Annotated in this window: 10 protein-coding genes and 1 pseudogene; 3 read left to right on the plus strand and 8 right to left on the minus strand. The window is 71.6% G+C overall.

Annotated features, from left to right (window positions below; translation table 11 throughout):
- From AB0H87_RS27185 to AB0H87_RS27210, 6 genes are all read right to left on the minus strand, one after another.
- The coding region (locus AB0H87_RS27185) for an AMP-binding protein (RefSeq protein ID WP_360151388.1) at window positions 1-867 on the minus strand (867 nt) is incomplete at its 3' end.
- 24 nt (window positions 868-891) lie between these two features.
- A complete protein-coding gene (locus AB0H87_RS27190) occupies window positions 892-1,344 on the minus strand; it encodes a MaoC family dehydratase (protein ID WP_360151391.1) in 453 nt (150 codons plus the stop codon).
- Window positions 1,322-2,245, minus strand: coding sequence for an amidohydrolase family protein (locus AB0H87_RS27195; RefSeq protein ID WP_360151394.1), 924 nt, complete (start codon window positions 2,243-2,245; stop codon window positions 1,322-1,324). Before AB0H87_RS27195 ends, AB0H87_RS27190 begins: the two co-directional genes overlap by 23 nt.
- Before the next feature lie 22 nt (window positions 2,246-2,267).
- Window positions 2,268-3,191, minus strand: coding sequence for an SDR family NAD(P)-dependent oxidoreductase (locus tag AB0H87_RS27200; RefSeq protein ID WP_360151397.1), 924 nt, complete (start codon window positions 3,189-3,191; stop codon window positions 2,268-2,270).
- A gap of 50 nt (window positions 3,192-3,241) precedes the next feature.
- Complete coding sequence (locus AB0H87_RS27205) at window positions 3,242-4,141, minus strand: PaaX family transcriptional regulator C-terminal domain-containing protein (RefSeq protein WP_360151400.1); 900 nt, start codon at window positions 4,139-4,141, stop codon at window positions 3,242-3,244.
- A 92-nt stretch (window positions 4,142-4,233) separates the two neighbouring features.
- The gene (locus tag AB0H87_RS27210) at window positions 4,234-7,347 is read right to left on the minus strand and encodes a glycoside hydrolase N-terminal domain-containing protein (protein WP_360151403.1); all 3,114 of its coding nucleotides are present in this window, start codon (window positions 7,345-7,347) and stop codon (window positions 4,234-4,236) included.
- A gap of 235 nt (window positions 7,348-7,582) precedes the next feature.
- Between AB0H87_RS27210 and AB0H87_RS27215 the strand changes: the two genes are divergently transcribed.
- Window positions 7,583-9,904, plus strand: coding sequence for a beta-L-arabinofuranosidase domain-containing protein (locus AB0H87_RS27215; RefSeq protein WP_360151406.1), 2,322 nt, complete (start codon window positions 7,583-7,585; stop codon window positions 9,902-9,904).
- 58 nt (window positions 9,905-9,962) lie between these two features.
- Here the strand turns inward: AB0H87_RS27215 and AB0H87_RS27220 are convergent, their stop codons facing one another.
- Window positions 9,963-10,550, minus strand: coding sequence for a helix-turn-helix domain-containing protein (locus AB0H87_RS27220; protein ID WP_360151409.1), 588 nt, complete (start codon window positions 10,548-10,550; stop codon window positions 9,963-9,965).
- An 85-nt stretch (window positions 10,551-10,635) separates the two neighbouring features.
- Here AB0H87_RS27220 and AB0H87_RS27225 point away from each other — a divergent pair, with 85 nt between their 5' ends.
- On the plus strand, window positions 10,636-11,514 hold the full coding sequence (locus AB0H87_RS27225) for an SDR family oxidoreductase (protein ID WP_360151412.1): 879 nt from the start codon (window positions 10,636-10,638) through the stop codon (window positions 11,512-11,514).
- 5 nt (window positions 11,515-11,519) lie between these two features.
- Here the strand turns inward: AB0H87_RS27225 and AB0H87_RS27230 are convergent, their stop codons facing one another.
- Window positions 11,520-12,794 (minus strand): ArgE/DapE family deacylase, encoded by a 1,275-nt coding sequence (locus AB0H87_RS27230; protein ID WP_360151415.1) that lies wholly within the window; start codon window positions 12,792-12,794, stop codon window positions 11,520-11,522.
- An 87-nt stretch (window positions 12,795-12,881) separates the two neighbouring features.
- Between AB0H87_RS27230 and AB0H87_RS27235 the strand changes: the two are divergent.
- Window positions 12,882-13,265, plus strand: a pseudogene (locus AB0H87_RS27235) (hypothetical protein); the annotation flags it as partial.

Raw genomic sequence — 13,265 nt, forward strand, 5'->3', positions numbered from 1 at the left:
GGCGCTCAGGATGCGGTTGGGCACGGCAGAACCACCACAGGTGAGCTTCGCCAACGACGAGAGGTCGGTCGAGGCCCAGTCCGGGTGGTCGGCCATGAGCTGGTAGGTGGTCGGCACCCCGCTGAGCATCGTGACGCGGTGCCGTTCGATCCGGGCGAGCGCGCGGCCGGGTTCGAAGCCTTTCTCGAGTACGAGGGTGCCGCCCTTGAGGATGACGGGCAGCGCACCCATCCCGAGTGACGCCACGTGGAACAGCGGGGAGATCATGAGCGCGACGTCGGTCGAGACGACGTCGTAGTCGACGACGCAGTTGAGCGCGACCCAGGTGAGGTTCGCGTGCGTGAGCACCGCGCCCTTGGCCCGGCCGGTCGTCCCGGACGTGTAGATGATCGCGGCCGGGTCGTCCATCGCCACGGTCGCGACCGCGGCGCTCCCGCCGGGCAGGCGGTCGAGACCCGGCCGGTCCGCGGTCCCGGCCCCGGTGCCGACGACGTGGTCCACGCCGTCGGCGACCTCGGCCGCACGGTCCGCGAACTCGGGGTCGTGGACCAGCGCGCGGGCCTGGCAGTCGGTGAGGACGTGGCGCACCTCGGCCGCGGCCAGCCGGGTGTTGACGGGGACGAACGCCGCGCCGGCCAGCGCGGTGCCGAACATGGTCTGGAGGAAGACGGGGCTGTTCTCACCCAGGTACGCCACGGCGTCGCCCCGGCCGATGCCGAGGTGGCCGAGCACCGCGGCGACGCGGCCCGCGCCGTCGGCGAACTCGCGGTAGGTCATCGTGGCCGCGTCGCCGTACACCAGAGCGGTCTTGTCGGGTGACTTCAGCCGGCGTTTGGTCAGCCAGGTGCCGATCCCCTGGTGGCGCATCAGCAATCTCCCGGTGGTGGGCGGTCAGGCGTAGAAGCGGTACAGGCCTCGCGCGACGACCGCGGGCTTGGCGCCGCCCTCGATCTCGATCGTCTGGTCGACCGTGATCTGGTAGCCGCCGGCGACCGCGTCGACCTCGGCCACGACGGCCCGCATCCGGACCCGTGACCCGACCGCCACCGGGGCGGGGAAGCGCACCCTGTCGAGGCCGTAGTTCACCTTCGTCGACACGCCGTCCACGTCGAGCAGCTCTGTCCACAGCGGAACCGCGAGGGACAGCGTGAGGAAGCCGTGCGCGATCGGTGCGCCGAAGGGGCCCTGCCGGGCGCGCGCGGGATCCACGTGGATCCACTGGTGGTCGTCAGTGGCGTCCGCGAACAGGTTGACCTGCTCCTGCGTCACCGTCCGGTAGGCGCTGTGGCCGAGGTCCGCGCCGGCCAGCTCCGGGAGCCGGTCATAGCTGATGGTCGTCGACATGGGCGTCCTCTTCTCCTCGTCGGCCCGGCAGGCCCAGCAGCCGCGCGGCGTTGTCCTTCAGGATGCCGGGCAGCACCTCCGGCTTCAGGTCGGTGCCTTTCGCGTCGCGCAGCCATCGGTCGGGGGTCAGCATCGGATAGTCGGTGCCGAAGAGCACCCGGTCGGAGAGCATGGTGTTGGCGTAGCGCACGAGCTGGGCCGGAAAGTACTTCGGGCTCCAGCCGGACAGGTCGATCCAGGTGTTGGGCTTGTGCGTGGCCACCGCGAGCGCTTCGTCCTGCCAGGGCACGGACGGGTGCGCCATGACGATCCGCAGGTCGGGGAAATCGGCGGCGACGGCATCGAGCAGCATCGGGTTGGACAGCCCGAGCCGCAGCCCGTAGCCGCCGGGGAGGCCGGCGCCGATGCCGGTCTGTCCGGTGTGGAACAACGCGGGAACGCCCAGCCGCTCGATCAGCCGCCACAGCGGTGCGTGTTCGGCGTGGCTCGGGTCGAAGCCCTGCACCGTCGGGTGGAACTTGAAGCCGCGCACGCCCTCGTCCTCGACGAGCCGGGCGGCCAGGTCGAGCGCCGCCTCGCCGGTGCGCGGGTCGACCGAGCCGAAGGGGATCAGCACGTCCGCGTGGTCGGCCGCGGCACGGGCGATGTCGACGCTGGACAACGGGGTGTGTGCGAGCTGGGTGCGGGCGTCCACAGTGAACACGACGGCGGCCATGCGGCGTTCGCGGTAGTAGTGCGCCACCGCGTCGACGGCCGGCCTGGGCCCGTCGGTGCGGAAGTACCGCGACGCGGCGGCCTCCAGCGGCTCCGGCAACGAGGCGTGGCCGTGCGCGTCCACCTCGATGTGCACGTGCATGTCGATCGCGGTGACGGCGGCGAGGTCGATCGCGGGCTGGTACATGCTCGGCAGCGTTCCGCGGCGGTCAGGAGACGGGCCGGAACGGCTCGGGCAGGTCGGGGAAGCGTTCGCCGACCGGTTGCAACGCACCGGCGAACGTGGTCGGCCACGCGGCGACTATCGCGTCGTATGACCAGCCACCCTTGTGGTGCGCGGTGACGGCGGTCTCGGGATGGGTCCAGATCTGGATGCGGTCACCGCCGACCCCGATCACCTGGCCGGTGACGGCCCCGGCGGCGGCGGAGGCGAGGAACGCGACGAGGCCGGCCACGTCGTCCGCAGTGCCGAAGCCGAGGTCGTGCCGGAAGAACGCGGGCACGGGCTCGCCCCGCGCCTCGGCCCGCACCGCCGCGGCGAAGTAGGGGACGGTGGCGGTCATCGCGGTGGCGGCCACCGGCACGACGGCGTTGACGGTGATGCCGGCGCGCTCGAGCTCCAACGCCCAGGTGCGCACCATGCCGACGATGCCCGCCTTGGCGGCGGCGTAGTTGGTCTGGCCGAAGGTCCCGCGCTGACCCGTGGGCGAGCCGATGCAGATGACCCGCCCGCCCTCGCCGGCCTGGCGCATGTGCCGGACGGCGGCGCGCACCGTGGTGAAGGTGCCGCGCAGGTGGACGTCGATCACGGTGTCGAACTCGTCGTCGCTCATCTTCCACAGCACGGCGTCGCGCAGGACGCCGGCGTTGGTGACGAGGACGTCGAGGCGGCCGAACCGGTCGACCGCGGCCGTGACGAGGGCCTGCGCGGTCGCGGTGGGGCCGACGGGCGCGACCACCGCGACAGCTCGTCCGCCGTGTGCCTCGATCGTGGCGACGGCCTCCGCCGCGGCCGCCGCGTCGACGTCGTTCACCACGACCGCGGCACCCTGCCGTGCCAACTCGAGGGCGTAGGCGAGCCCGAGGCCCCGTCCGGATCCGGTGACGATCGCGACCTTGCCGTCCAGCGACATGAGGTCTCCTTCGCATCGATACCGAACATAATGCGAAATCTGGCAAGGCGTCAACGACTATGCAATGCATCGATGGGTGGGGGCGCGACGAGTTCCTCGAAGCGCCGCTGGGCCGGTCGGGCCAGCGCCTCGGACGTGCGCAGGAACAGCCGCCGCGCCTCGGCGCGTGGGAAGGACGGCGGCAGGAACTCGGCCGGCAGATCCGGGTCGTTGCCGATGAGCGCGCGCCAGTCGTCGACGAGCTCGGTGCGGTGCACGAGAGCCGCCCGCGGAGAGGTCAGGCCCTCGCCGGCCCGACGGGCCAGCTCGCGGTGCCGTGCGACGAACCCGCGGTAGCCCTCGGCCAGGTCGTCGATGCGCCAGCCGGACTCGAGCCGGGCCCGGCCGGCGGGCAGCAGCTCCAGGTCACGGGTCCGCAGGACGACCGCGTCCGTGATGCCCAGCTCGTGCAGCTGCTGGCGGGCCTCGTCGAGCCGGTCGTGCGGCGTGACCCAGGTGCCGTCGTACAACGGCCAGAAGGTCAGCCAGCGCAGCCGGGCGCGGAGGAGCCGACGTTGGCTCGCGTCGTCCAGGGGCAGCGTGAAGGCGATGAGCGTCCAGGTGCCGTCCCAGGCGGTCTCGTCGGTCGTGGCGAAGATGCGGCGCGCCCCACGCCGGAGGGTCTGCCAGGCCGGCTCGGTCAGCCGATAGCTGGTGTGCCGACCCTCCTTGGTGCGCTCGAGCAGACCGCGCTGCGTCAGCCGGCTGAGCGTGGCGCGCGCGTTCGCCGGCGCGATGTCGAACTCGGAAAGGGCCGCGACCAGCCCGCCGGAGGGCAACGGCGCCCGGTCGGGGCGCCAGTGGTCGCCGAGCAGGGTCACCAGCAGCCGCTGCGCCCGCGCCCGGCCGATCGCCGCCCGGCCCGCACTCGACGCCGTCGCCGTGCGCTGTCCTCCGCCGTCGGTCAACACGCCTGCGAAGGTACCGTCCGCGGCGGCTCAGTGGACCAGGGCGCACACGACTCGGCGTGGCATGTGCGCCCTGGGGTCAGATGCGTTCGGTGTCAGACGAACGCGACCGTCCACTGCAAGTTGGTGCTGCCGTCCCAGGTCCACTGCTTGAGCGTCGAGCCGGAGGCGACGTTGCCGCCGCTGTCGAGGGCCAGGCCGGTCGTCCGGTTGACGATCCGGTAGCGGCCGTCGCCGAGGTGCACGAACTGCCACTGCTGGTTGGTGCCGCCGTTCCAGGCGGCCTGCCGGGCAGGCGAGCCGTTGGGGGTCGAGCCCCAACCGTCGACGACCATGCCGTTGGCGCGGTTGACGATGCGGTAGTAGCCGGTGCCCAGCTCGACGAGCTGCCACTGCGTGTTGTTGCTGCTGTTCGAGGTCCAGAGCTTGACGTTCGCGCCCGAGGTGGTGGATCCGCCGTTGTCCATCACCAGTCCGTTGGTCACGTTGGCCAGCCGGACGTAGCGGGACGGTGCGAAGGTGACCCGCACGGAGGCGATCGCGTCGTTGTTGCCGCTGTTGCGCAGGTCGGCGTTGTCCGTGGTGAAGGTCCAGCTCGTGCCGGAGAAGCCGTCGTTGGCGTAGCCGACCAGCTGGTATCCGTTGGTCAGCCGCAGCGACGACGCGCTCCGCGGCCCGAGCCCGGCCGATTGCAGCTGGGTGGCCGTGTAGTTGCCGACCGCGAGCGCGGCGGCCGCGCCGGCATAGCCGGTGTCGGCGTAGAGCACCGCGGTGCCGGTGGCCGGTGCCTGCGTCACGGTCACCCGGTAGGTGCGCCCGGCCAGCACGGGCAGCGCGATGACGTCGCTCTCCGGTCTGGTGACCGGGACGGTGCCGCCGGTGGTGGTGTCGACGACCGTGAAGGTGCCGGCGAACGCCCGGGCACGGACGTTGACCGTCGCGGCGCGGTCCGCCCGGATCAGGATCTCGCTCGCCTGTCCCGCGCTCCAGGTGACGCCCACCGTGTAGCCGCCGCGGCCGCGGAGCCCGTCGACCCGGCCGGCCGGCCACGCGGACGGCAGCGCCGGCAGCACGTGCAGCTCGCCGGCGTGGCTCTGCAGCAGCATCTCCGCGATGCCCGACGTCGCGCCGAAGTTGCCGTCGATCTGGAACGGCGGGTGCAGGTCGAACAGGTTGGGCGCGAGCCGGGCCGGGGTGGCGAGGAGGCGGATGAGGTCGTGCGCGCGGGTGCCCTCCTCCATCCGTGCCCAGTAATTGATCTTCCAGGCGAGCGACCACCCGGTGCCGTCGTCACCGCGCAGCTCGAGGGTGCGGCGGGCGGCGTTGAAGAGCGTGGTGTTGCCGCGCTTGGTGATCTGGTTGCTGGGGTGCAGGCCGTAGAGGTGGGACACGTGCCGGTGGCTCGTCTCCGGCTCCACCCAGTCGTAGAGCCACTCCATGATGTTGCCGCGCGAGCCGACCCGCATCGGGGGCAGCCGGTCCCGGGTGGCCAGGATCCGGGTCCGGAAGTCGGAGTCCACCCCCAGCACCTGGCTCGCCTGCGCGCACCCGTTGAACAGATCCCGCAGGATCTGGTTGTCCATGGTGGGTCCGGCGCACACGCTGACCCCGGAGTGGTGTGCGAGCTCCGGCGAGTTCGACGGGTTCGTGACCAGGTAGCCCAGGCTGGGCTCGGGAACGAGGGTGTCCAGGAAGAACTGGGCGGCGCCCTTGAGCGCCGGGTAGTACTGGCGGAGGAAGTCGAGGTCGTTCGTGAAGCGGTAGTGGTCCCAGATCAACGTGGCCAGCCACGCGCCGCCGGTCTGCCACATGCCCCACAGCGCGCCGTCGACGACGGAGGTGCCGCGCCAGGCGTCGGTGTTGTGGTGGGTGACCCAGCCGCCGGCGCCGTACTGGACCTGGGCGGTCCGGGCCCCCGTCACCGCCAGGTCGTTGATCATCCTGAACACCGGTTCGAAGCACTCGGACAGGTTCGTGGTGTCGGCGGGCCAGTAGTTCATCGGCAGGTTGGCGTTGATCGTGTATTTCGAGTCCCACGAGGGTGCCAGGGAGTCGTTCCAGATGCCCTGCAGGTTCGCCGGTTGGGTGCCCGGTCGCGACGAGGAGATCAGCAGGTACCGGCCGAACTGGAAGAGGAGTGCGGAGAATTGCGGGTCGTTGACGCTCGCGTGCTGGGAGACGCGCACGTCGGTCGGCTGGTCGGCCGCGGCCGTGCGGCCGAGGTCGAGGGTGGTCCGGTTGAACAGCGCCTGGTGGTCGGCCACGTGCCGGCTGCGGAGCTGGTCCCAGGAGCGGGACTGGGCGTTGCCGAGGTGCCCGCGCGCGACGGACTGATAGTCACCGCCGACGTTGGCGTAGCTGACGTAGCTGGTGCCGATGGAGACCAGCACCGTCACGCTGTCGGCGTTGGTCACCTGGAGTGTGCCGCCGGAGCTGCTGACCGTGCCGCCGCTGACGACGGCGCGGGCCAACGCCAGGAACCGGACGCGCCCGGTGAGGCCCTCCATGTCGCCCGAGACGCCGTCCATCGCGACCGTCGTGCTGTCGGGGCTGGTCGCGGTCACGCGTTGCGGGCTGTCGAAGCGGGCGGAGAAGCTGATCGCGCCGGACCGGTCCGCCGTCAGGCGGATCGCGATGACCTGGTCGGGCGCGCTGGCGAGGACCTCGCGTTGATGCCGGACGCCGTTCTGCAGGTAGGACACCGACGTCGTCGCGGTGGTCAGGTCGAGGTGTCGGTAGTAGTCGGACACCCCGCCGGAGCCGCTCGCGAACGTCAGCCGGAGGTTCCCGACCGTCTGGTAGGCCAACTGGCCCGCCGGCCGGCCGAGCATGGCCTGGTCGACGAGCGACTGTGCCTGGCTCCACTCGTTGGCGAAGACCCGGCGGCGGATCTCCGACAGCGCCGCGGCACCCTGCGTGTTGCTCGAGTCGTGCGGCCCGCCCGCCCAGACGGTGTCCTCGTTGAGCTGCAGGCGTTCGACGTCGACGTTGCCGAACACCATCGCGCCCAGCCGTCCGTTGCCGATCGGCAGTGCCCGCAGCCAGTCGGTGCCGGCGCCTTCGTCGTACCAGAGCGCCAGGTCGTCGGCCGCCCGCACCGCGGCCGGGGCGGCCGACGCCGGCCGGGGGCGGGCGATCCAGGGAAGCACCGTGGCCCCGGCGCCGGCGGCTCCGATCCTGAGGACCTGCCTGCGGGTCAGATCGGACATGTCAGCTCTCCCGCGAATCGAAGCTCATCTAAAAGGCGTGGGTAAGGTTACGAACATGTGACGTCTGACGTCAAGATTGTCCATAGTAGAAACTCTTGACCGTTTTTCTGTTACGCCGGGCCCTCGCAGATGGTCGCCGCCACGGGTTGCCCGGCGCCTCTTGATAGTTCCCGGGACCATCTGGCAGCATCGTCAGTGCTCAATGTTAACGCTAACATTTGTCCGGGAGGTTCCTATGCCGTCCCTGCCGATCACCCGCCGCCGTCTGTTGCACGCGGCCGGGGCCACAGCGGTGGTTTCCGCGACCGGTGCGGCGTTGACCGCCCGGCGGCCGGCGGCCGCGGCGGTGGTGCCGCCGGCCCGGGCGGACATCGGCGTCTCCGCCTATCCGTTCGAGCTCGGCCAGGTGCGACTGACCGCCGGGCGCCTGCTCGACAACCAGGCCCGGACGCTCAACTACCTGCGCTTCGTCGACGTCGACCGGCTGCTCTACAACTTCCGGGCCAACCATCGCCTGTCCACGAACGGCGCCGCGAGCAACGGTGGCTGGGACGCGCCGACGTTCCCGTTCCGGACGCACATGCAGGGGCATTTCCTGTCCGCCTGGGCGCAGGCGTACGCCGTCCTCGGTGACACCACCTGCCGCGACAAGGCCGCCTACATGGTCGCCGAGCTCGCGAAGTGCCAAGCCAACAACGGTTCCGCGGGGTTCGCCGCCGGCTACCTGTCGGGTTTCCCCGAGTCCGACTTCACCGCGCTCGAGGCCCGTACCCTCTCGAACGGCAACGTCCCTTACTACTGCGTCCACAAGACCCTTGCCGGCCTGCTCGACGCGTGGCGATACACCGGCAACACCCAGGCCCGGTCCGTGCTGCTGGCCCTGGCCGGCTGGGTCGACACCCGCACCGCTCGACTGACCTCCAGTGCGATGCAGGCGATGCTGGGCACGGAGTTCGGCGGCATGAACGAGGTGCTGACCGACATCTACCAGCAGACCGGCGACGCGCGCTGGCTGGCCACGGCGCAACGCTTCGACCACGCCGCCGTCTTCAACCCGCTCGCCGCCGGCCAGGACCAGCTCAACGGGCTGCATGCCAACACGCAGGTGCCGAAGTGGGTCGGCGCCGCCCGCGAGTACAAGGCGACCGGCACGACCCGCTACCGCGACATCGCCGGCAACGCCTGGAACATCACCGTCGGCGCGCACACCTACGCCGTCGGCGGCAACAGCCAGGCCGAGCACTTCCGCGCGCCGAACGCGATCGCCGGCTATCTGGCCAACGACACGTGCGAGCACTGCAACACGTACAACATGCTGAAGTTGACCCGCGAGCTGTGGTTGCTGGACCCGAACCGCGCCGCCTACTTCGACTACTACGAGCGCGCCCTGCTCAATCATCTGGTCGGCGCGCAGAACCCGGCCGACAGCCACGGCCACATCACCTACTTCACCCCGCTGCGGCCGGGCGGCCGCCGGGGTGTCGGCCCCGCGTGGGGTGGCGGCACGTGGAGCACCGACTACAACTCGTTCTGGTGCTGCCAGGGGACCGGCATCGAGACCAACACGAAGCTGATGGACTCGATCTACTTCTACAACGGCACGACGCTGACGGTGAACCTGTTCGTGCCGTCCGTGCTGAGCTGGACGCAACGCGGCATCACGGTCACCCAGAGCACGAGCTACCCGGTCAGCGACACGACCACGCTGACGCTGTCCGGCACGATGAGCGGCTCGTGGAGCATCCGGGTCCGGATCCCGGCGTGGACCAGCGGCGCGACCATCAGCGTCAACGGCACGGCCCAGAACGTCTCGACGACGCCCGGCAGCTATGCCACCGTGACGCGCACCTGGGCCGCGGGCGACACGATCGTCGTGCGGCTACCCATGCGCGTGGGGACGGTCGCCGCCAACGACAACCCCGGCGTCGCCGCGGTCACCTACGGTCCGGTCGTGCTGTGCGGCAACTACGGCAACACGGCGTTGGCCGCCCTGCCGTCGCTGACCACCTCGTCGGTCACCCGGACCGGCAGTGGGTCGCTCGCCTTCACCGCCACCGCCAACGGTGCCACCGTCAACCTGGGCCCGTTCCACGACGCGCACGGCTTCAACTACACGGTCTACTGGAACACGGGCGGCGGCAGCCACCGTCTGGTCAACGCCGGGACCGGGCTGGTCCTCGGCGTCCAGAACATGTCGACCGCCGACGGCGGGCTCGCCGTGCAGTGGGGCGACACGGGGACCGCCGACCACAACTGGGTCGTCGTGACCGACGGCGACGCCGTCCGCTTCCGCAACGTCAACAGCGGCAAGGTGCTGGGCGTGGAGAACATGTCCACCGCCGACAACGCCCGCGTCCTGCAATGGGCCGACAACGGCACGGCCGACCACCGGTGGCAGCTGATCAGCAACGGCGACGGCACCTACCGCATCCGCAACGTCAACAGCGGCAAGCTGCTCGGCATCCTGAACGGCTCGACCGCCTGGGGCGCCCAGGCCGTCCAGGACGCGGACAACGGCACCGCGGACAACCGGTGGCGGCTGGTCGCCAACGGCTAGCGGGCTGGCGCCGCGGCTCGGGTGGTCGTCCTGAGCTCACCGCCGCTGGCGGAATCGGCTACGTCACGGTGGTGAGGTCGAGGGTGGGCAGCGCGGCGCTCAGCTCCCGCAACTGCTCTTGGGCGAGGTCGGCGAAGTCCCGTTGGTTGGGCGGCGCGATCCAGCGGGCGAAGGCCTGGCGGAAGGCGAGGGCGCCGATCTCGGCGGCGAGGCCGGCGGTCGGGTCCGGCACGCCCCGCGTGCGAAGCGCGTCGGCCGTCGCGGCGGTCAGGCCGGCGAGCTTGAGCAGCTCCCGTTCTTGCAGCTCGCTGTTCTGCTCGACGACCGTCTGGCGCCGCCGCGCCCACGTGCGGCGCTCCGGGCCGAAGACGGTCGCGGCGGCGGCCAGGGTGGCGCCGGCCGCCTCGAGTGGCGTCGCCGACGCCGGAGCGGCGGCGATCGCGTCGACGAACAGGTCGTGCAGCAGTTCCTGGCCGCCGAAGAGAACCTCGCGTTTGTCGGTGAAGTGCCGAAAGAACGTGCTCTTGGCCAAACCGGCCCGTTCGGCGATCTGGGCCGCGGTCGTGCCCTCGTAGCCCTGCTCCAGGAAGAGCTCGAGCGCGGAGTTCTGCAGACGCTCGCGCGCGTTCGGCTCCCACCGTGCCATGCCCGCATCCTACGTGATGAGACTTGGTCCCATCGCGTGCTAGCCTCTGATGAGACCAAGTCCCATCACTTCATCGGAGGATTCCATGCGGATCTTCGTCACGGGCGCGTCGGGCTGGATCGGCTCCGCCGTGCTTCCGGAGCTCATCGGCGCCGGCCACCAGGTGCTCGGCCTGGCCAGGTCCGACTCCGCGGCCGCGGCCGTCGCCGCGCGCGGAGCGGAGGTGCTCCGCGGCGACCTGGATGACCTGGCGGCGTTGCGTACGGGTGCGGACGGATGCGACGCGGTGATCCACCTCGCGTTCATCCACGACTTCAGCCAGTTCGAGAGTTCGGTGCGCGCCGACGCGCGGGCCATCGAGGCGTTCGGGGCCGCGTTGGCGGGCTCCGGGAAGCCGCTGGTGATCGCTTCCGGCACGCCCGCCACGCCCGGTCGGGCAGCGACCGAGCGCGACGATCCCAGCGGAGCGGGTCCCGCCGCGGGCCGCGCCGCGAACGCCCGCGCGGCGCTCGCCCTCACGACCCGGGGCGTCCGGGCGTCCGTCGTGCGCCTGCCGCGCACGGTGCACGGCGAGGGCGACCACGGGTTCATCGCCCGACTGGTCGGCATCGCCCGCGAACGGGCCGTGTCCGGCTATGTCGGTGACGGCTCGAGCCGCTGGCCGGCGGTGCACGTGCTGGACGCCGCGCGGCTGTTCCGCCTCGCGGTCGAGCGCGCTGAAGGCGGTGCCGTGTTGCACGCCACCGGCGACGAGGGCGTGCCGGTGCGCGAGATCGCCGAGACGATCGGCCGCCACCTCGACCTACCGACGGCGTCACGCCCCGCCGAGGAGTTCGGCTTCCTGGGCGGGCTCCTCGGTGTCGACCAGCCGGCCTCCAGCACCATCACCCGGTCGCTGCTCGGCTGGGAGCCGACACAGCCGGGCCTGCTCGAGGACCTCGACAAGGGTCACTACTTCCACTGAGCGGGCTACCTGGTGCCGACGGTGCGCAGCGTGGCCAGCACCAGGGCCCGCGCGACCGTGACGACGTCGCTCACCCGGACCTGTTCCCGTGGGCCGTGGGCGAGCCGCACGTCGCCGGGGCCGTACTGCAGCGTGGGGACGCCCGCCGCCGCGTAGAGCCGCAGGTCGCTGCCGTACGGGGCACCACGCTCCAGGGGTCGCGGGCCGCCGGTGACGTCGGCGTGCGCGTCGCCGACCAGGGTCGCCAGCGGGTGCCCGGCCGGAAGCCGGCCGCTCGCGAACTGCCCGCCGGGCCACGTGACCTTGACCGGGTGGGAACGGAGCCACGGATCGTCGGCGCAGGCCCGCGCGACGCAGGCTTCGAGCTCGTCGCGGGCCTGGGCCGGGTCCTCGTCGAGCCGTACGCCCAGTCTGCCCTCGGCCACCAGCAGGTCGGGGACGCTGCTGGCCCAGTCGCCGGCGTGGACGGTTCCGACGGAGAGTGGATACGGGACGGGGTAGCCGGTCATGAGCGGGTCGACGTCGACGTTGCGGCGGGCTTCCAGGAGGCCGAGCGCCCGATGGATGGGCAGGTAGGCGTCGATCGCGCTGACCCCCGCGTACCGCGTGCTGCCGTGGGTGGCCTGTCCCGGCACTTCGAGCCGGAAGGTCAGGGCTCCGGCGTTCGCGGTCATGAGGGCGCCGCTCGTGGGCTCGGTGATGATGCAGGCGTCGCCGGTGTGGCCGCGGCGCAGGGTGCCGAACGCGCCGAGCCCGCCGTCCTCCTCGCTCACCACGAAATGCGCGGAGACCTGGCCGCGCAGCCTCGCCCCGGATCCCCGGATCGCGGCCATGGCGGCGAGGATGGCGACGACACCCGCCTTCATGTCGCACGCGCCACGGGCGTGCACCGTGTCGCCGTCGGTCCGCGGGCGGAAGGGGTCGTCCGTCCACTGTGCCCGATCCCCCGGGGGAACGACGTCGACGTGTCCCTGGAGAACGAGGGTCGGCCCGTCGCCGCCGGCCCGCGTGCTGCCCACGAGCCCCCATCCCTCCGTACGCGGGGCCTCGCTGCCCGGAAAATGCGGGTCGGCCCGCAACTCGGTGAGGTCCATCGACCACAGGTCGACGTCGAGGTCCATGGCCGTCAGCTGCCGCGCCAGCACGTGCTGCAGGTCGGACTCCGCGGGGGTCCCGGTCACGCTCGGCACCGCGAGCAGGTCGAGCAGGGTCCGCCCGATGGCTGCCTCGTCCACCGCGGCCAGGGCGGCCGCTTCCATGTCGCTCACGTTCGCCGTCATCCCCAGACCCTGCGAGACGAGGCCGGTTTCGCGCAACGTGCTGCTCGAATAGCGATAGCTTCGACGGCTTGCGGGTAGGGCGACGGAATGGGTGTTCCGGTTCGACCGCCGGTCGCGCCGATGCTCGCGCGGCTCGTGCGGGACCTGCCGCGCGACGGCCTGCGGTACGAGCCGAAGTGGGACGGTTTCCGGTGCGTCGCCTTCCGTGACGGAGACGACGTCGACCTGCGTAGTCGGCACGACCGGCCGCTGGGCCGCTACTTTCCCGAGGTCAGCGCGGCCCTGGCCGGCCTCGACGCGGTCGATTTCGTCCTCGACGGCGAGCTGCTGGCCGAACGCGACGGGCGGGCCGACTTCGACGCGCTGCTGCAGCGGCTGCATCCGGCCGCGAGCCGCGTCGCGCGCCTGGCCGCCGCGACGACCGGGCCGGTCAGCTCGATCGGTTGCGGTTCGATGGTCGTACGCAGGTCG

The organism is Asanoa sp. NPDC050611 (assembly GCF_040654855.1).
Taxonomy (GTDB): domain Bacteria; phylum Actinomycetota; class Actinomycetes; order Mycobacteriales; family Micromonosporaceae; genus Asanoa.

Coding starts and splice junctions, on each gene's coding strand:
- AB0H87_RS27225 (WP_360151412.1), top strand. CDS start 10,636: ATGCGGATCTTCGTCACGGGCGCGTCGGGCTGGATCGGCTCCGCCGTG.
- AB0H87_RS27230 (WP_360151415.1), bottom strand. CDS start 12,794: ATGACGGCGAACGTGAGCGACATGGAAGCGGCCGCCCTGGCCGCGGTG.
- AB0H87_RS27220 (WP_360151409.1), bottom strand. CDS start 10,550: ATGGCACGGTGGGAGCCGAACGCGCGCGAGCGTCTGCAGAACTCCGCG.
- AB0H87_RS27190 (WP_360151391.1), bottom strand. CDS start 1,344: ATGTCGACGACCATCAGCTATGACCGGCTCCCGGAGCTGGCCGGCGCG.
- AB0H87_RS27210 (WP_360151403.1), bottom strand. CDS start 7,347: ATGTCCGATCTGACCCGCAGGCAGGTCCTCAGGATCGGAGCCGCCGGC.
- AB0H87_RS27195 (WP_360151394.1), bottom strand. CDS start 2,245: ATGTACCAGCCCGCGATCGACCTCGCCGCCGTCACCGCGATCGACATG.
- AB0H87_RS27200 (WP_360151397.1), bottom strand. CDS start 3,191: ATGTCGCTGGACGGCAAGGTCGCGATCGTCACCGGATCCGGACGGGGC.
- AB0H87_RS27215 (WP_360151406.1), top strand. CDS start 7,583: ATGCCGTCCCTGCCGATCACCCGCCGCCGTCTGTTGCACGCGGCCGGG.